The 17376-nt window shown below is 66.0% G+C and carries 18 protein-coding genes; 1 reads left to right on the top strand and 17 read right to left on the bottom strand.

Features of this window, described 5'->3' with window-relative positions; all coding sequences use genetic code 11:
- Positions 1-13: 13 nt before the first annotated feature.
- The 14 genes from katG to C5B90_RS14285 all read right to left on the bottom strand — a co-directional run bounded on the left by katG (position 14) and on the right by C5B90_RS14285 (position 14771).
- Positions 14-2170, bottom strand: a complete 2157-nt coding sequence (gene katG / locus C5B90_RS14220; RefSeq protein ID WP_115882388.1) for a catalase/peroxidase HPI — start codon at positions 2168-2170, stop codon at positions 14-16.
- Positions 2171-2483: 313 nt separating this feature from the next.
- A complete protein-coding gene (locus C5B90_RS14225; RefSeq protein ID WP_115882390.1) occupies positions 2484-3143 on the bottom strand; it encodes an aspartate/glutamate racemase family protein in 660 nt (219 codons plus the stop codon).
- A complete protein-coding gene (locus tag C5B90_RS14230) occupies positions 3143-4075 on the bottom strand; it encodes a nitroreductase family protein (protein ID WP_115882391.1) in 933 nt (310 codons plus the stop codon). The genes C5B90_RS14225 and C5B90_RS14230 overlap by 1 nt, the downstream gene beginning before the upstream one ends.
- Positions 4072-5019 (bottom strand): aminopeptidase, encoded by a 948-nt coding sequence (locus tag C5B90_RS14235; RefSeq protein WP_115882393.1) that lies wholly within the window; start codon positions 5017-5019, stop codon positions 4072-4074. Before C5B90_RS14235 ends, C5B90_RS14230 begins: the two co-directional genes overlap by 4 nt.
- Position 5020: 1 nt before the next feature.
- Positions 5021-5680: an AroM family protein gene (locus C5B90_RS14240; protein ID WP_115882395.1), complete on the bottom strand. Its 660-nt coding sequence runs from the start codon at positions 5678-5680 to the stop codon at positions 5021-5023.
- 1 nt (position 5681) lies between these two features.
- Positions 5682-6599: a DUF1177 domain-containing protein gene (locus C5B90_RS14245; protein WP_115882397.1), complete on the bottom strand. Its 918-nt coding sequence runs from the start codon at positions 6597-6599 to the stop codon at positions 5682-5684.
- An 8-nt stretch (positions 6600-6607) separates the two neighbouring features.
- Positions 6608-7759, bottom strand: coding sequence for a DUF917 family protein (locus C5B90_RS14250; RefSeq protein WP_115882399.1), 1152 nt, complete (start codon positions 7757-7759; stop codon positions 6608-6610).
- Complete coding sequence (locus tag C5B90_RS14255; protein WP_115882401.1) at positions 7756-8118, bottom strand: hypothetical protein; 363 nt, start codon at positions 8116-8118, stop codon at positions 7756-7758. The genes C5B90_RS14250 and C5B90_RS14255 overlap by 4 nt, the downstream gene beginning before the upstream one ends.
- Positions 8115-9179: an ABC transporter ATP-binding protein gene (locus C5B90_RS14260; RefSeq protein WP_004976503.1), complete on the bottom strand. Its 1065-nt coding sequence runs from the start codon at positions 9177-9179 to the stop codon at positions 8115-8117. Before C5B90_RS14260 ends, C5B90_RS14255 begins: the two co-directional genes overlap by 4 nt.
- Positions 9176-10318, bottom strand: a complete 1143-nt coding sequence (locus tag C5B90_RS14265; protein WP_058566216.1) for an ABC transporter ATP-binding protein — start codon at positions 10316-10318, stop codon at positions 9176-9178. The genes C5B90_RS14260 and C5B90_RS14265 overlap by 4 nt, the downstream gene beginning before the upstream one ends.
- Before the next feature lies 1 nt (position 10319).
- Positions 10320-11225 (bottom strand): ABC transporter permease, encoded by a 906-nt coding sequence (locus C5B90_RS14270; protein WP_115882403.1) that lies wholly within the window; start codon positions 11223-11225, stop codon positions 10320-10322.
- 2 nt (positions 11226-11227) lie between these two features.
- Entirely contained in the window at positions 11228-12247 is a 1020-nt protein-coding gene (locus C5B90_RS14275) for an ABC transporter permease (protein WP_058566214.1), read from the bottom strand.
- 52 nt (positions 12248-12299) lie between these two features.
- Positions 12300-13985 carry an ABC transporter substrate-binding protein gene (locus C5B90_RS14280; protein WP_115882405.1) on the bottom strand — a complete coding sequence of 562 codons (1686 nt, stop codon included), beginning with the start codon at positions 13983-13985 and terminating at the stop codon, positions 12300-12302.
- A gap of 303 nt (positions 13986-14288) precedes the next feature.
- A complete protein-coding gene (locus tag C5B90_RS14285) occupies positions 14289-14771 on the bottom strand; it encodes a hypothetical protein (RefSeq protein ID WP_115882407.1) in 483 nt (160 codons plus the stop codon).
- 192 nt (positions 14772-14963) lie between these two features.
- Here C5B90_RS14285 and C5B90_RS14290 point away from each other — a divergent pair, with 192 nt between their 5' ends.
- A complete protein-coding gene (locus tag C5B90_RS14290; protein ID WP_058828410.1) occupies positions 14964-15503 on the top strand; it encodes an Lrp/AsnC family transcriptional regulator in 540 nt (179 codons plus the stop codon).
- A 343-nt stretch (positions 15504-15846) separates the two neighbouring features.
- Here C5B90_RS14290 and C5B90_RS14295 read toward each other — a convergent pair whose 3' ends face one another.
- The 3 genes from C5B90_RS14295 to C5B90_RS21270 are packed head-to-tail and all read right to left on the bottom strand — an operon-like array spanning position 15847 to position 16897.
- Complete coding sequence (locus C5B90_RS14295) at positions 15847-16080, bottom strand: hypothetical protein (RefSeq protein WP_058566210.1); 234 nt, start codon at positions 16078-16080, stop codon at positions 15847-15849.
- Between the two features lie 42 nt (positions 16081-16122).
- Positions 16123-16611 (bottom strand): hypothetical protein, encoded by a 489-nt coding sequence (locus C5B90_RS14300; protein WP_233512014.1) that lies wholly within the window; start codon positions 16609-16611, stop codon positions 16123-16125.
- Complete coding sequence (locus C5B90_RS21270) at positions 16604-16897, bottom strand: winged helix-turn-helix domain-containing protein (protein ID WP_342764728.1); 294 nt, start codon at positions 16895-16897, stop codon at positions 16604-16606. Before C5B90_RS21270 ends, C5B90_RS14300 begins: the two co-directional genes overlap by 8 nt.
- Positions 16898-17376 lie beyond the last annotated feature (479 nt).

Below are 17376 nucleotides of genomic sequence, written 5' to 3' on the forward strand. Positions count from 1 at the left end.
GCGGGCGGCGCGGTTATTCGAGGTCGAAGCGGTCGTGGCTCATGATCTTGTGCCACGTCTCGACGAAGTCCTCGACGAACTCTTCTTCGCCGTCGTCGCCGCCGTACACTTCCGCGATGGCGCGCAGGCGGGAGTTCGAGCCGAAGATGAGGTCGAAGCGAGTGGCCTCCCACTCGACGTCGCCCGTCTCGCGGTCGCGCACTTCGTACAGGTACTGGTCGTCCGAGACCGGCTCCCACTCGTAATCCATGTCGAGCAGGTTCTCGAAGAAGTCGTTCGTGAGCGTCTCGGGCTCGTCGGTGAGGACGCCGAGGTCGGAGTCCTGGTAGTTCGCGCCCAGCGCGCGCATACCGCCGACGAGGACAGTCATCTCGTGCGCGGAGAGGTCGAGCAGGTCCGCCTTGTCGACGAGCAGGTCCTCGGGACGCTCGTCGACGCCGTCCGCGACGTAGTTCCGGAAGCCGTCGGCGTCCGGCTTGAGCATCTCGAACGACTCGACGTCGGTCTGTTCCTGCGACGCGTCGGTCCGACCGGGCTCGAACGGAACCTCGATGTCGTAGCCGGCGTCGGCCGCGGCCTGTTCGATGGCCGCAGCGCCGCCCAGCACGATGAGGTCCGCGAGCGAGACGCGGGTATCGTCGGACTGCGCGCCGTTGAACGACTCCTGAATCCCTTCGAGGGTGCCGAGCACGTCGTCGAGCTGGTCGGGCTCGTTGACTTCCCAGCTACGCTGGGGTTCGAGGCGGATGCGAGCGCCGTTTGCGCCGCCGCGCTTGTCGCTGTCGCGGTACGTGGACGCCGAGGCCCACGCCGTCTTGACGAGCTGGGAGACAGAGAGGCCCGAGTCGAGAAGCTCCGCTTTGAGTTCCTCGACATCTTCGTCGTCGATGAGGTCGTAGTCGGCGTCCGGGATGGGGTCCTGCCACAGCATCGCTTCGTCCGGGACCTCGGGGCCGTGGAGCCGGGACGGCGGGCCCATATCGCGGTGGAGGAGCTTGTACCACGCCTTGGCGAACGACTCCTGGAACTCCGCGGGGTCCTCTCGGAACTCCTCGAGTACCGCGCGGAAGCCGGGGTCCTTCTTCAGCGCGATGTCGGTGGTGAGCATCATCGGGTCGACGAACTGGTCGGGGAGGTGCGCGTCCGGAGCCGCGTCCGGAATCTTGTCCGCGGGCGACTCGTCGGCCGGCCGCCACTGCCACGCGCCGCCGGGGCCCTTGTGGGCCTCCCACTCGTAGTCGAGCAGGTTGGCGACGTAGCCCATGTCCCACTGGGTCGGCGCGCTGGTCCACGGACCCTCGATACCGCTGGTGATGGTGTCTGGGCCCTTTCCGGAGCCGTGGTTGTTCTTCCAGCCGAGACCCTGTTCCTCGACGGGAGCCGCCTCGGGCTCGGCTTCGAGGTTGTCGCCGGAGTCCGCGCCGTGGACCTTCCCGAAGGTGTGGCCGCCGGCGATGAGCGCGACGGTCTCCTTGTCGTTCATCGCCATACCGCTGAACGTCTGGCGGATGTTTTTCGCGGAGCCTTCGAGGTCGGGTTCGCCGTTGGGGCCCTCGGGATTGACGTAGATGAGGCCCATGACGGTGTTCCCGAGCGGTTCCTTGAGATTACCTTCCTCGTCGAAGCGGTCGGGGGAAGTCGTCTCCCACTCTTCTTCGGGGCCCCAACTGGGTGCCTTGTCGCCGACGTAGTCGTCGGCGCGGCCGCCCGCGAAGCCGAACGTCTCGAAGCCCATCGATTCGAGGGCCACGTTGCCGGCGAGGACGATGAGGTCGCCCCACGAGAGCTGGTTCCCGTACTTCTTCTTGACGGGCCAGAGGAGTCGGCGCGCCTTGTCGAGGTTCACGTTGTCCGGCCAACTGCTGATCGGAGGGAGGCGCTGGTGCCCGCCGGAGGCGCCGCCGCGGCCGTCGTGCGCGCGGTACGTCCCGGCGCTGTGCCACGCCATTCGAATAAAGAGGGGACCGTAGTGGCCGTAGTCCGCCGGCCACCAGTCCTGCGAGTCGGTCATCAGCTCTTCGAGGTCGGCTTTCACCTGCTCGTAGTCGAGCTTCTGGAACTCCTCAGTATAGTCGAACTCCTCGCCCATCGGGTCGGTCTGTTGTGCGTTCTGGTCGAGGATTTCGAGCTTCAACTGGTTCGGCCACCAGTCATGGTCGGAGCCATTCATACGCCAACGGTTACCGCTTTTGGGTGATAAAATTGACTGATTTTGAATTAAGTCTTGGCTATAGCCAAAGCAATCTTTTTACTTTATGAATAATTCTCAGTGGAGGGCTCTTTACGAGTATGTGTTTCCCCTATCCTATTGTCTTTTTGACCGGTTGTGGGTTGTCGGTAGAGTTACCTATCGATTAGTGTCGTTATGGTGACTGATTGAGGATGCTGGTCCCCGCACAGTCGGGTACACGAAAAGTCGCCCGCGCGTGTGACCCCGAGCGCGGCGCGAGCGGCGCGGAATGCCATCGGGGTGGTCCGGCAACCTACTGCCGTAGTGGACGCGGCGGCGAGACCGCGGTCGTCGCCACCGCGCCCATCGCCACGACAGGGTCGACGATGGGTATCGGAACGTCGGCCCGCACGTCGGGTATCGCGCCCGACGAGGAGATACCGGTACAGCTCGGCGCGACGACGTCACAGCCGGCGTCGACGAGGCGGTCGACCGCAGCGCGAATCGCCGCTCGCCCGTCGTCGGTCGTGAGGAAGTTCGTCGTCGCCGCGCCCTCGACGACTTCCTCGGCCGCGAGTCGGTCGCCGAGCAGGTGTCGGATGCTCGACCCGGCCCCGTTTTCGAGGCCGAGCGTCCCGACGCGCTCGACGCGGGCGGACGCGACGGCGGCCACGCTCGCGCCCGCGCCGACGACCGGGATGTCGAGCGCCTCGCCGAGCAGTTCCACGCCGGGGTCGAGCGCGCAACTGACGCAGAGCGCGTCGACCTCGGTCGCCATCTCGCGGCCGAGCGCCTCGATGTACGGGAGGGCGTCGGTCTCGGTGGCCGCGTTCGGAATCCCGTCGGGGTGGTCGGGGATGCACCGCGACAGCGTCGAGACGTGCGGGTAGTGCCGCTCGATGAGCCGCCCGTGAAGTGCGACCTCCTCGGCGTCGTCGAGCGTGAGCACGCGGAGGACGCCGAGTTCGACCATCAGACGCAACCCCCGGCGTTTCGGTCGGCGTCCGGCTCGGTGTCCGCATCTTCCGGTTCGTCGATGCCACGGGCCTCGAAGAACCCCTGCTGACGGAGCGCGTCGAGCAGTTCGCCCTCGCGGCGGTTCATGAAGCCGTTCGGTCCCCAGTAGCGTTCGAGCGTCTCCTGCCACTCGCGGCGGTCGTCGCCGTAGACGCTGTCGCCGTACATCTCGTTCATCGCGTCGTAGCAGGCGTCGAGTTGCGCCTCGGTGGCGTCGCGGTAGCCGCCCTCGTGGAGCACCGTGTCGAGTGGAACTCGGGGGGCGTTTTCTGTCGCCTCGCCGTGACGCGGAACGCCGAGACAGAGCCCGAAAATCGGCAGGACGCCCGCGGGAAGGTCGGCCGCGGCGGCGACCCCGGTGAGGTTGTTCAGGATATTGCCGATGGGACAGACGCCGTAGCTGCGACTCTCGGCGGCCAGCATCACGCCCATCGCGGCCAGCGAGGCGTCTATCGACCCCTCCAACAGCCCCATCGCGGGCGTCGTCCGGAACTCGCGGTCGCGGTGCTCCAACAGCAGTCGAATCCGGCGGACGTCGATGCAGACGAGGAGGAAGTGGCTCGCCTCCTCGACCTGCACGGTACCGCGGCTACACAGCTCGTGAATCCGCTCGCGGCGGTCGGGGTCGCGTATCCAGACGAAGCTGTACATCTGAGTCGTCCCGCTGGTCGGGGCCTTCCGTCCGGCGTCGACCATCGCGCGGACCTCCTCGTCGGGAATCTCGGCGTCGGTGTCGAACTGGCGGACCGTCGCGCGACGCGCCAGCCACGGGGCGAGGTCGGGGACTTCGGCGGCCACCGCGTCGAGCGCGGGTCGGTCCGTGCGGTCAGCATGGCCCGTGTGGTCCGTGCCCTCGCGGCCACCGGCTGCGGGTGTCCGGTCGCTCACACGAGCACCTCGCCGTCGTCGACGACGACTTCGCCGTCGAGCGAGACCGTCGGCTCGAGGATGACACCGTCGAGGTGCGAGTCGCAGTCGATGGTTCCGCCGAAACCGAGGTTGTCGCCGAAAGCGACGTGGCAGGTGCCGTACACCTTCTCGTCTTCGAGGACCGTCCCGATGATGCTCGCCGCCGGGTTCGTCCCGAGGCCGAGTTCGCACACTCGCCGGGCGCAGTCGTCGCCGCTCGTCGCGTCGAGGAACTCGTCGGCGGCCGCGCCCTCGACAGACGCGATGCGCCCCTCGTCGAGTTCGACCGTCAGCGGCTCGTCGAGGACGCCGACTCCCGCGAGGCCGCCGTCGAAGACGAGCGTGCCGGTGGCCGTCCCCTCGACCGGCGCGATGTAGCTCTCGCCGGACGGGAGGTTGCCTGAGTCGCCGGGTTCGGCGATGATGCCGTCGCTCGGGATGCCGTCGCGGCCCGAAAGCGACATCGTCGCCGACGCGTCGCCGACCTCGATGCGGGCCTCGTCGGCCGCGGTGAGTTTCTCCGTGAGCGCCGCCGTCAGGCGCTCGACCTCCTCGTAGTCGGCCGTAATCGCGCCCTCGCTGAACATCTGGTCCGTGATGCCGGGCATCGTGGCGACGCGAGCGCCGGCCTCGGTCGCGGCCTCCCGCGCTCGCGTGTGCGTCAACGACGCGCTGGTCGGACAGACCACGATGTCGGCCGATGCCATGGCGCGGGCGACCGACTCGGGCGGCTCCATCCCGTTTCGCTCCATCGGCGGAATCTCGAACAGGCCGGACTCCAAGCTGAGTTCGACCCCAGCCTCGAACAGCGCCCGCCCGATGTGGTTCGTGTCGGTGTCGGTCACGACGAGGAGCGTCTCTCCGGGGGCGGCGTTCATGTTCTCGGCGAGGAGTCGCGTCGCCACCTCGCGGTAGTCGGCCACGTCAGAGCACCTCCTCTGCGGTCTTCGCCAGCACCGACCGCCCGAGCAGGACGCTCGTGTCCGTACTCTCGCGGACGGTCGCCTTCATCTCGGGCGTGTAGCCCATGCAGTCCATCACGATGAGGTCGGCGTCGGTGCCGATTTCGGCCGCCGCGGCCGACACCTCGTCTTCCTCGGCGTACGGCGACCCGGCGGCGGTGACGAGGTCGTAGTCGGCCCACTTCTCGAACGTCATGGCCTCCTGTTCTTCCTTGGGCATGATGACGCCGAGGGTCCCCCCGTCGAGGATGGTCGAGACCCACGCCGAAAGCAGGTCGCTCGGCTCGAAGACGGGGACGCTGACGTCGAACGACGGGAAGTGACCCGTACAGAGGACGCCGATTGCCGTGACCTCAGATTCGAGGTCGCGGATGCGCTCTCCGAGGAGTCCGACGACCGACTCGCGGTCGACGGTGACGGGCGTCCCGTCGGTGAGTCGCGAGACGTACACCGCCTTTCCCTCTCGCGGGCCGACCGCGGCTTCGACCTCGGCCGCCGAGTCGAACTGGTCGAGCGCGCCGACCTCGACGATGTCCACCTCCGGCGGGAGGGCTGCCGCGATGTCGGGCGTCACGTCGGTCCGGGGTGCCTGCCCGATGGTCACGAGTCCGAGCGTGGACATCTCAGACGCCCTCGCCGAGGGTCTGGAGGCGGCCCATCGAGCCGTACAGCGACGTGAGGCGGTCGTACTCGGCCTCGTCGTAGAACGACGCGCGGCCGCGGGTGAAGTCCTTGGCCGTCTCGACGACGAACCCGGTCGCGTCGAGCAGGTCGGTGAGGTAGTTCGCGCCGGTCCCACAGCCGGGAACGGGCGAGACGCTCGTCGTCGCCACGCCCACGACGGGCGCGTCGGTCGCCGTCGCCGGCTGGAGGATGCTGTTGATGTGGTGCACGTCGTTGCCGTAGGGGGTGATGTCCTGCATCGTGAGCGTGAGCGTGCTCGGCGGGCGGCCGGTCGCCCGCTCTTGGATGTCGAGGAGGCTGTCGCTCACCTTCAGCACCCACCCCTCCTTGACGGTCGGCGTGATGGCGAAGCCGCGCTCGCAGTGGACGCGGTTGCCCTTCGTGGCGTCGACGGAGACGACCGCGTCCATCTCCTCGTCCACCTCGTGTTCGTTCATGGTGCGTGTATCGACCGGACTTCCCATGAAGGGCACCGGGTCGTGGGGGGAGGTCGGCGCGTCGGGACAGACGTGCGTGGCGATGCGAACGTCGCCGGCGAGCACGTCGCCGCGGGCGCGCATCTCGCCGAGGTGGAGCGCGACCGCGAGAGCCACGATGGCCCCGTCGGCGTCTGAGACCGGGCCGAGTTCGGCCGGCCGCGCGGCGACCCCGCCGAGGCGACCGACGACGCCGAGCGTCGGCGCGTCCGGGTCGCGGCCGGGGACGACCGTCTTGACGAAGTCGGTCGACCCCTCGTCGGTCGAGATGGTCGTCACTTCCGTGTCGAGACCGTACGTTTCGAGCGCGTCGCGTACCAGTTCGCCGTCCGCGTCGGGACGGCTGAGGATGTCGTAGGCTTGCTGAATCTTGTCGAACATGAGTGTCGTTAGTTGAATACGTGTGATTTGACCGCTTTTCCGACCGCCTGTTCCACCGGGTCGAAGAGCGCCGGGTCGGCCATCCCCGCGCCCAGAGAGAGGTTCGTCGCGGGCGCGGTGACGACCGCCACCGACCGACCCTCCGTGAGTTCCGCCGTCGAGACGGGCATCCCCGTCTCGGCGTCGAGCGTCGTGATGAGGTCCGGGAACGTCGCGAGGCGCTCGCCGTCGAGTTCGAGCGTCATGTACTCGTTCCAGAAGGTGAGTTCGCGCCCCTCGATTTCGACCTCGCCCACGTCGAAGCCGCCGGTCGTCTCGAGTGCGAACGACTCGACGGGACCGACGAGCGAGACCTCGCCGCCGACGGCGTCGGCGACGCGTTCGGCGGCGTCGCGACCGTCGTCCGCGAGTCTGACCGCGCGACCGACCGCCTCGGCCTGGTCGTAGGTGTCGAGCGCCGCGTGCGCCTCGGCGTAGCGCGCCGTGACCGGGTTGCGGGCGACGGCGACGAGGCCGCCGGCGTCTTCTGCCGCGTGCCGGACGAGCGACGCCGCCGTCCCGAGTTCCGCCTCGACGACCGTCTCCAGTCGGCTGGCGGTTCCCGGTACGCCGCCGACTGCCGCCTGCACCGACTCGGAGTCCTGCGACAACCCGATAGAGCCCATCGGCCCGGTCGGGTGCGCCCGCCCGTTGCAGGCCGCATCGACGAGCGGGAGGCCCGTCACGGCGGACTGGAGCAGGCCGTTGACGGTTGCGAACCCGCCCATCTCGTTTGTCATCAGCGCGCCGACGGTCGTCCCGTCGGCCGCGAGTCTGTCCACCAGTAGTTCCACCGCGCGCACGTAGTCCGCGGGGTCGACGTGGCTCTCGGTCGCGGCGGGCGCGCCCACGCCGCTGACGGTCAACACCACGTCCGACGGGTCGAGGTCGGCGACCGAGACGATTGTCGGCCGGCCGTACTCGACGGCGAGTTCGCCGAACTCGATGCCCTTGGCCAGCGAGCCGCCGCCCCCGCCGCCGAGGACCGCGCCGCCGACCGCGACGTCTTCGACCCATTCGGCCGTTATCGTCCCCTCGCCGTCGGTCGGCGCGGGCTGTGCGTCGTCTCTTGGCGTGCTCTGCGTTCCGTCCGTCTGTGTCCGCGTGTCGTCTGTCGTCATTGGGATTCCTCGGGGGCGTCTGCGTCGTCGGTCGTCACGCTGAGGAAGGCGTTCGGCCGCTGTCTGTCGGCGTTGCGAAGCGTCGCGGTCCCCCGCGCCCGGAGTCGCTTCATGCCCGCCGCGAGCAGGTGGTACGTCTGGTCGCGGCCCATCGATTCGAACAGCCCGTCGGATTTGGCCACCGCCGTGGCGCAGACCTCGTCGTCGCGACACGGCCGGTCGCAGGCAGAACACGCCGACTGGGCGGCCTTGAACGCCGCCGGGTCAGACGCGCACGACCGGAGCAGTTCGTCGGTCCACGGCCGGTTCTGCCGCGCCCGCCGGAGGGCGGCGAGGCGCTCCGCACGCTCTGCGGTCATTCCCACTCTGCCCCCTCCTCGAACCGGTCGTCGTGGAGGAAACACCGCGCGACCTGGTCCGGCCCGCGCTCGTACAGTTCGGGTTCCTCGACCGCACAGGCGTCGAACTCGTGGGCACACCGCGACCGGAAGGCACAGCCGCTGGGCTTCTCCCGCGGGTCCGGCACCTCGCCGTCGAGCGTGATTCGGTCGGGTTTCGCCAGTTCGTCCTCCTCGCTGATGGTCGAGATGGCGGAGAGGAGCGCCCGGCTGTAGGGGTGTTGCGGCGACCCGAACACCGAGTCCACGTCGCCGACCTCCACGAGCCGACCGAGGTACATGACGCCGATTCGGTCGGCGACGTTCTTCAGGAGCGATAGGTCGTGCGTGATGAACAGGTAGGTGATGCCGAACTCCTCCTGTATCTCCTCGAGGATGTTGATGATGCGGGCCTGCACGCTCACGTCGAGCGCGCTCGTCGGCTCGTCGAGGACGACGAACTTCGGATTGAGCGCCACGGCGCGGGCGATGCCGACGCGCTGTTTCTGGCCCCCCGAGAGCTGTCCGGGGTAGCGATACATGAACTCCCGCGGGAGGTCCACCATGTCCAACAGTTCCTCGACCCGTTCGAGTCGGGCCTCGGAGTCGCCGTAGTCGTGAATCTTCAGGGGGGCCTCGATAATCGACTTGACGCGGTGCCGCGGGTTGAGGCTCGACGCCGGGTCCTGGTGGACGATTTGCATGTTCCGGCGGAATCGCTTGAGCTCACCGTCGGAGAGGTCGACGACGTTCTGGCCGTCGATTTCGACCCGCCCGCTCGTCGGCTCCGTCAGGCGGAGCATCGACCGGCCGGTCGTCGTCTTGCCGGACCCCGACTCGCCGACGAGGCCGAACGTCTCGCCCTCCGCGATGGAGAAGCTCACGCCGTCGACGGCGCGGACCTCGCCCGCTTTCTTCTGGAAGATGCCCTCGAACAGCGGGAAGTGTTTCTTGAGGTTCTCGACCGTGACCATCGGGTCGTCGAGGTCCCGGTCGCGCTGTGCCGCCGCCGTCGATTCGGTCGTGTACGCTGAGTCGTTCATTGGTCCGTCCCCCCGTCGGCGGAGATGTCGCCGGGGGCGTCGCCGCTATGGGTGTCACCACCAGCAGACAGCCACGGCGCGGTGCCGATATCGACCCGTTCCGCGGCGAGCGACTCGTGACGCTCGCGGGCCGGGAGTCCGTCGAACAGGTGGCACGCGGTCGCGTGGTCGGCGCCGGTCTGCCGCGGGTACGGGTACGCCTCGTGGCAGGCCGCCTCCGCGTGCGGACAGCGGTCGGCGAACCGACAGCCGGCCGGCGGGTTCGTGTAGTCGGGCAGGTGCCCCTCGATGCCGTCGCCGATGCCGGTCGAGAGCGTCGGGATGCTCTCTAACAGCCCGCGGGTGTAGGGGTGCTGTGGGTTCGCAAACAGGTCGGCGGTCGGCGCTTGTTCGACGATTTCGCCCGCGTACATCACGTTGATTCGGTCGCTGACCTCGCGGGCGACGCCGAGGTCGTGGGTGATGTAGAGGACGCTCGTGTCGCGCTCTTCGACGAGTTCGTCGAGGAGGTCGAGCACCTTCGCCTCGGTCGTCACGTCGAGGGCGGTCCCCGGTTCGTCGGCGATGAGCAGGTCCGGCTCCGACAGGAGCGCGATGGCGATGAGGACGCGCTGGCGCATCCCTCCGGAGAGTTCGACCGGGTAGCTCTCGAAGACGCGTTCGGGGGCCGAGATTTCGACCTCGCCGAGCATCTCGATGGCCCGCTTCCGGTGTTCGGCTTTCGCGCCGGTGGACAGCGCGTCGCGGACGAGTTTCGACAGCGACAGGCGCGGTCGCCCCTGCCACTTCAGCACGTCCATCATCTGCTCGCCGACCGTCAGGACGGGGTTGAGACTCGTCATCGGGTCCTGCATTATCATGCTCATCTCCTTGCCGCGCCGCGAGTGGCGCTCGGCGTCGGAGAGCGAGAGCACGTCCTCGCCCTTGTAGCGAATCTCGCCCTCGGGGATGGTCGCCGAGGGGAGCAGTCCCATGATGGACTTCACGGTGACGCTCTTTCCACAGCCCGTCTCGCCGACGAGCGCCGCGGTCTCGCCGCGGTCGATGGCGAAGTCGATGCCGTTTATCACTTCGGCCGTCCCGTCGTGGGTCTCGAAGTGGACGTGGAGATTCTTCACCTCTAAGATGGGGTCTGCCATCTCAGTCCACCTCCACGTCGAGCACGTCGCGCAGGCCGTCGCCGATGAAGTTGAACCCGAGGACGGCGAACGAAATCGCCAGCCCGGGGAACACGGCGATCCACCAGAAGCTCGTGACGTAGTTGCGGCCCTGCGCAATCATCGCGCCCCACGTCGGCGTCGGCGGTTGCGCGCCGAGGCCGAGGAACGACAGGCCCGCGCCGACGAGGATGACGAAGCCCATGTCGAGGGTCGCTTTGACCGTGATGGGGCTGACCACGTTCGGGAGAATCTCCCTGAACGTCGTCCGCATCCACCCCGACCCGAGCGCACGGCTCGACTCGATGAACTCGTCTTCCTTTATCGAGAGCACCTCGCCCTGCACGAGGCGGGCGTACCACGACCACCACGAGAAGGCGATGGCGACCATGACGTTGAACAGCGACGCGCCGGTCGCGGCGACCACCGCCATGGCGAGGAGCGTGGGCGGGATGGCGAGGAAGATGTCCGTCACCCGCATGATGACGGTGTTCGTCGTCCCGCCGAGGTAGCCCGCGATGAGCCCGAGCGTCACGCCGATAGAGATGGCGATAGAGAGGACGATACCGCTCATCAGGAGCGACAGGCGCGCCCCGAACAGGACGCGGCTGAAGATGTCGCGGCCGGTCGTGTCGGTGCCCATCAGGTGCGTCGCGCTCGGCGGCTCGCTCGCCTGGTCGAAGTAGACGCCCGCGCCGGCGTGTTCGGGGAACGGCGCGATGTACGGCGCGAGGAGCGCCGCGACGACGAGCGTCAGAATCATCGCCAGTCCGACGAGCGAGAGCTTGTTGCCCGCGAAGGTCCGAAAGCCGCGTTTGAGCTGTCGAATCCGCTCTCTCCGGGCGGCGCTCTCGGTGTCGAGAAACGGAATGGAGGTCTTCGTGGACACGGCTATCCCTCCTCCAGCCGCACCCGCGGGTCGAGGTAGCCGTACAGCAGGTCGACCACGAAGTTGGCGGTCACGAAGCCGATACCGACCACGATGGTGACGCCGACGATGGCGTTGAAGTCCTGGTAGAGGATGGCTTGGACGCCGTAGCGCGCCATCCCCGGCCACGCGAAGACGATTTCCACGAGGAACGCGTTCCCGAGGAGGAATCCGAAGGCGAGGCCGACCACCGTGAGTGAACTCGTAAAGGCGTTTTGCAGCATGTACTTGTATTCGATGAGGGTGTTCGGAAGGCCGTAGGCCCGCGCGGCGAGGACGTAGTCCTTGCGCTGCTCGTCAATCATGTCCGAGCGGATGAGCCGCATCACCTGCGCCAGCGTGGCGAGGCCGAGCGCGACGGTCGGCAACAGGAGGTGCGTGGCCGCGTCGAGGAACGTCCCGAACTGGCCGGCGATGAGGCTGTCGACCAGATACAGGCGCGTGACCGCCGGCGGAGGTGCCACGCCGTCGCTGAGCCGCCCCGAGAGGGGCAACAGCCCGAGGCTGACGACGAAGACGATTTGGAGGACGATAGCGACCCAAAACCGCGGCATCGACACGCCGAACAGGGCGGTGATGCGCGAGAGGTGGTCCTGCCAGCGGTCCTTGTTGGTCCCGGCGACGACGCCGAACGGAATCGCCAGTAACACGGCGAAAAACAGCGTGACGACGGTCAGTTCGAGCGTCGCGGGCAGGCGGGCGACGATGTCGGAAAAGACGTTGTTGTTCGTCCGAAGCGACATTCCCCAGTCGCCCTGCACGACGCCGAACAGCCAGTCGGCGTACTGCATCGGCAGCGGCTGGTCGAGGCCCATCTCGGCCCGGAGTGCCGCGACTTGCTGGTCAGTTGCTTCCGGTCCGAGCGCCAATCGAACGGGGTCGCCCGGAATCACGCGGGATATCAGGAAGATGAGCACTGACAGCCCGAAGATGACGGGGACCGAGTGGATTGCGCGCCGAACGAGGTAATCTACGTATGACATTGGTGAGTTTGGAAAGACGGCCCGAGGCGGGGCGTCGAAAGTCGTCGGGCGACTACTTCGCCCGGCCCTCGCCGCTGCGAGTCATGGAGTGGACGTCCCAGTCGAACGACATCACGCCGCGGTACTGCCAGCCCTCGACGTTCTCGTTGATGCCGATGCGGTACGGCGGGTTGGCGATGTAGACGCTGGGCATGCCCTCGACGATGAGCGCCTGCGCCTCCTCGTACTTCTCCAGCCGCGACTGGAGGTCGGTAGACTTGCGCGCCTCTTCGAGGGTGGCCGCGATTTCGTCGGTGGAGTACCACGACTGGGAGATGTACGACCCGAACGAGGAGGGGTGGTACATCAGGTAGGTGTGACTGTCCGGCGACGGCATCTTCGCCGTGTGGAAGATGTTCGTCATGTGGGCGGTCGACTCGGCGCTCGTCGCGCGGTCGGTGAGGCGGGCCCACTGCAGCGGGTTGATTTCGAGGTCGATGCCGAGTTCGTTCAGCCCGGCCTGGTTGAGAAGCCCCATCTGGCGCTGGAGTTCGGTGCCGGCGACGACGACGTGTTCGAGGCCGATTTCGTTGATTTCGTCGACGGAGTAGTCCGCCTTGTCGAGGAACTCCTTGGCCTTGTCGAGGTCCTGTTCCATCGGGACGAGGTCGTCGTTGTGGCCCGCCATCTCGCGGGGGACCGGCCCGGCCGCGACGCCGCCGCCGCCGATGATGTCGTTGACGGCGCTGTCGTAGTCGAAGGCGTAGGCGATGGCCTTCCGGACGTTGATGTCGTCGGTCGGTGCCTTCTGGCAGTTCAGCGGGAAGTGGAACAACTGCAGCTGCGGCACCTCGGGGACGCGGACGTTGGAGTACGAGTCCATCTCCGCGTACGCCTGCGTGCCCATGTACTGGTCGGTCATGTCGCCTTCGCCCTGCTGCATCGTCGTCTTGATGGTGGACTCCTCGGTGATGACCGTCGAACGGAACGTGTCGAAGCTGTCCTCGCTCCAGCCCTTCCAGTAGTCCTCGTAGGCGGTCGCCTCGATGGAGTTGCCTTGCTCCCAGTTGTCGAGGACGTACGCGCCCGACCCGGCGGAGTTGCTCTGGAGATAGGTGTTTCCGTAGTCGCCGTCCTGCTCGTTCTCCTGGACGACGGTGCTGTTGACGATGTAAAACTGGACGAACGTCGCCAGCGCCGGCCCGTACGCCTGATTGAACTCGAAGGCGACCGTCTGCTCGTCGCGGACGGTGATGTTCGAGGGGTCGAGGTAGTCGAGCCAGAACGACGAGTAGCCGCGCTGGAGTTCCAGCATCCGGGTGAGCGAGTACGCCACGTCGTCGGCGGTCAGCGGCGTGCCGTCGGAGAACGTCACGTCGTCGCGGACGGTGAACACCCACGTCTTCCCCTCGTCTTCGGTGTCCCAGCTCTCGGCGATGTGCGCCGTCGGCTGGAGCGTCTCGGCGTCGACCGTGATGAGTTCGTCGTAGAGGTTCTGCGCCGCGAGCCCCTGCGTGTAGTCGACCTGCTCTGCGGGGTCGAGCGTCCCGAAGACCTGCCCGGCGACGAAGTGGAAGTCGTTGCTGCCCCCGCCGCTTCCGCCGTCGCTCGTCTGTTCAGTCGTGGTCGAGTCGCTCCCGGAACTCCCGTCGGTGGTCTCGGTCTGCTGGGCCCCCTGACAGCCTGCGAGCGCGACGCTCGTCGCTCCCGCACCGATGAGCTTCAGCAGTTTTCTGCGTTCTATGTTGCCGGTTGCCATGGAGAGTTGTGGATACCCTATTCGTATAAAGCTTTCCTAGTGATTGAACATATCGTCTATAATAGATGTTGATTCATCTAATTTTATCTTTGTAATAATTATGGAGAGGACCGAGAACCCACGGATATGGACGAATACGACCCTTAAACAGAAATAGAAGCTGATTCGACCTTATCTTATCCAGCAGAGAACAGAGACACACATCTAATAGTATAATTAGTGGACAGAAACTTTCGCGTTAATCGCGGATGTGTCGCGTCGAGCGCGGTCGAGAACGTGGCGGAGTCAGCGACTCGCGAGTAGCTACTGCGGGAGAAACAGGGTGGGTTCGGTGTGTCGGAACGAGCAACGACGGGTGTCTCCCAAGTCGCTCACCGTCGTCCGAATCTCGGGTTCGGTCCGCAGCGTTTCGACGAACGAGTGGTCGGTGTCTGAGTCGTAAAACACGGGGTAAAGGACCGCTTCCATCGTTTTCTCGGATTTCACGACGACGACGAAGATTCGAACGTTCGTGTCGCGGGCGCGGTAGACTTCGAACTGGTCGAACACCGCATCAGGCCCCGAAACGGTCGATTCGAGCGCTTCGAGTTCGGAATCCGGAACGAGAAGCCGGAATCCGGAGTCGGAGGCCGCCGCCGCGTCCGTGGTGGCGACGTCTCCCGGGTGAAGAACGAGCGTCTCCCAGCCTGAATCTTCGAGTTCCGTCGAAACCTCGTCGATCTCGGTGAGGATGTCAGCCCAATCGGCGAGAGCCTTGTTCGTTCGGTTGATTTTTCCGCGTACCATGACGACACCCTCCGTGAACGCGGAGTAAAAGTGTTTGGGGGCCGAAACGCGCGTTCCCCCGACGGCCTGCGATTTCGGTCGTTCGTCGTTCCGGCATGAGTAAACGATTCGTTCACAGACTGCATCCGATTCGGAGATTTTGAAGAAACATTCATATATATGAAGCTAAGCGGTATAACCGTGAGAATAGCAATGCCCGATTCGCAGGAGTGGATAGAGGACCCGCGCGTTGTCGAACTTCTCGAAGACCGGATGGACAAGAAGGACTATCTCATCTTCCGTGAACTGAACAAGGACGGGCGAATCTCGGACACGGAGCTGGCCGACCGCGTCGGCCTCTCTCGGACGGCCGCGCGGCGGCGACGCAAGATGCTCCAAGAGGACGGCATCCTCGAAATATTCGCGCTGTTGGTCTTTCGGGCGGCCGACTACCCCTACGCCGAGGTCCACATCTCGTACGACAAGGGTTCCACGAACGACGAAATCACGGCGTTTATCGAGCGACTCCTCGACGAGGGACTGGTGTACGAGGTCGCCGAGTGCATCGGCGAGTACGACCTGCTGATTCGTGTCTGGCAGTCTTCCCTGAGCAGTATCAACAGCTACGTCCGCGAACTCCTGCAGGACAGCGACGTGGTCGACACCTACACCATCGTCCCCATCACCGACTCGTACAAGATGTTCCACCGGACGTTCTACAGGCCGGGCGAAGAGGCCCCCGACGCGTCGTAACCAGGTCCGCGTCGCCGCGAGTGAGAATTGGGTGTAATCCGAACGGAGTTCGGCGGGAGTTCGGTCGGTGTTGTCCCGAAGTTCGGAAAACCGCTATTCCCTCGTCCGCCGACTCGACAGACGGGGAGACAGCGGCACCCCCTCCCTCCCCCGTGACGAACGCCGTCGGTGGCGCGTCTCGCCCGCCGAACACCAACCAGCCCGTTTCGGCGGGCGGACGGTCACCGGTTCCCTCCCCCTCCGGCCCGACGCAACGCTCCCCTCGGACCCAGTTGCCCCTGCCCCGGGTCGGAACCCCACCAACGGTTTCTTTTGCGGACAGTCGGTCGAGTCGTTCCCCGGTTCAGTCGGCGCGCTCGACGTACCACGTGGTGCCGCGGGTGTACCCCCACTGGGAGATGCGGACGGCCTCCGCCTCGCGCTGGAGCGTCCCGACGAGCGACCCGATCTCCTTCGGCGAGAGCCCCACCTCGTCGGCGATGTGCCTGCTCTTGAAGTAGAACGCGCCCTCCGAGGCGCGCGCCGAGAGGTACTGTTCGAGTCGGTCTCGCTTGGACGGGGCACTACCGGAACTCATAGTTCGGGGTGCGAGCCGCGAGGTGAAATTCGATTTCCGAACTTACGACCAATTCGGGGCCAGATGAGGCACAACTCTCACCGAGTTCGGACGGCCCAATCGCGGGGGGCGACCCCTACCTGTGGCTCTGGTACAGGAGGATGACCACCGCGACGCTCGTAAAGAGGTCCGGGAGGTACGTGAAGGGGCCGAGTTCGACGCCGCGGCCGAAACCCAACAACAGCGGGAGAAACGGTTCGACGTGACCGCGTGCAACAACAGCGCGACGGTAAAGAGGATGAGACTCAGCGTGAACCGGTTCGGGAACTCGCGGTAGACGCGGCCGTACGTCGCGAGCAGGACGACCAGTAAGAGCGTCGTGAACGTCGAGAAGAACAGCTTCGTCTGCACGAGCGCGCCGAAAAGCGGGGTCCGCGGGTCGACGAACGTCGGAACCCCCGCGTCGGGGAGCGAGAACACGACACCCAGCGAGGCGGCGACCGCGACTACGGTGTACCCGACGGTCCGGCGGAGCGCCGCGGTCTCATGCATCCTCGTCCTCGATGTCGGTCTGTTCCGCGATATCGTCGAGGAGGTCGAGGTTGTCGTCCATCTTGGGCGTCAAGAAGAACAGTTTGCCGTACTCCTCGCCGCTGGTGGTGAGGACGCCGTTCTCCGTGAGCATCTCCAGGTGGTGCTGGACGGTCTTGTAGTTCAAGTCGAGTTCGTTCGAGAGCTGGTTCGTGTTCACCGGGCGCTCGTTCAGCGCGCGGATGATTCTGAGACGGTTCTTCCCGCCGCGAGTCCCGCCGACGAGCCACCACAGCAACTGCCTCATCTGCGCTCCCGTTCTGCTCCGCCGGTGTTCGTGACGTGCATCTGTCGTCGTCTGCTGGAGCGCCTGCGTTCTTGTGGCGTGGTTCGTCATCGTCGCGCGACCGTCGCGGTCGTCCCGCGGCCGGTCGTCGAGGGCGTGTTCGTCTCGCAGTTCATCGAGTGCGTCATCTATCGAATACACCCACGCTACGGCGGATAATGATTCGCCGAACTCGACGCAGAGTTGCCCCCGAGAGAGGCACAAGTTAGACCCAAATTCGGATTCGTGCGTGTTGGATTCGGGTGCAGCCGAACGGACAGAATTCGGAGACGAACACGTTCACGAACGATAGTCGAGGACTCCATGACCCGAGTCGTGGGACGAAATCGAACGCCCCCGCGGTTGTCCCGAATTTGGGCCTAACGTGTGAGTGATTTTCGGGGAATGTCGGCAATAGAATAAATCGGTGGCAGACAGCCCTCCGACCGTGAACATGCGAA

Origin of the sequence: Haloferax sp. Atlit-12N, assembly GCF_003383095.1 — an archaeon.
GTDB lineage: Archaea > Halobacteriota > Halobacteria > Halobacteriales > Haloferacaceae > Haloferax.

Coding starts and splice junctions, on each gene's coding strand:
- C5B90_RS14250 (WP_115882399.1), bottom strand. CDS start 7,759: ATGACGACAGACGACACGCGGACACAGACGGACGGAACGCAGAGCACG.
- C5B90_RS14275 (WP_058566214.1), bottom strand. CDS start 12,247: ATGTCATACGTAGATTACCTCGTTCGGCGCGCAATCCACTCGGTCCCC.
- C5B90_RS21270 (WP_342764728.1), bottom strand. CDS start 16,897: ATGAGGCAGTTGCTGTGGTGGCTCGTCGGCGGGACTCGCGGCGGGAAG.
- C5B90_RS14300 (WP_233512014.1), bottom strand. CDS start 16,611: ATGCATGAGACCGCGGCGCTCCGCCGGACCGTCGGGTACACCGTAGTC.
- C5B90_RS14240 (WP_115882395.1), bottom strand. CDS start 5,680: ATGTCCACGCTCGGACTCGTGACCATCGGGCAGGCACCCCGGACCGAC.
- C5B90_RS14285 (WP_115882407.1), bottom strand. CDS start 14,771: ATGGTACGCGGAAAAATCAACCGAACGAACAAGGCTCTCGCCGATTGG.
- C5B90_RS14255 (WP_115882401.1), bottom strand. CDS start 8,118: ATGACCGCAGAGCGTGCGGAGCGCCTCGCCGCCCTCCGGCGGGCGCGG.
- C5B90_RS14295 (WP_058566210.1), bottom strand. CDS start 16,080: ATGAGTTCCGGTAGTGCCCCGTCCAAGCGAGACCGACTCGAACAGTAC.
- C5B90_RS14225 (WP_115882390.1), bottom strand. CDS start 3,143: ATGGTCGAACTCGGCGTCCTCCGCGTGCTCACGCTCGACGACGCCGAG.
- C5B90_RS14280 (WP_115882405.1), bottom strand. CDS start 13,985: ATGGCAACCGGCAACATAGAACGCAGAAAACTGCTGAAGCTCATCGGT.
- C5B90_RS14265 (WP_058566216.1), bottom strand. CDS start 10,318: ATGGCAGACCCCATCTTAGAGGTGAAGAATCTCCACGTCCACTTCGAG.
- C5B90_RS14245 (WP_115882397.1), bottom strand. CDS start 6,599: ATGTTCGACAAGATTCAGCAAGCCTACGACATCCTCAGCCGTCCCGAC.
- C5B90_RS14290 (WP_058828410.1), top strand. CDS start 14,964: ATGCCCGATTCGCAGGAGTGGATAGAGGACCCGCGCGTTGTCGAACTT.
- katG (WP_115882388.1), bottom strand. CDS start 2,170: ATGAATGGCTCCGACCATGACTGGTGGCCGAACCAGTTGAAGCTCGAA.
- C5B90_RS14260 (WP_004976503.1), bottom strand. CDS start 9,179: ATGAACGACTCAGCGTACACGACCGAATCGACGGCGGCGGCACAGCGC.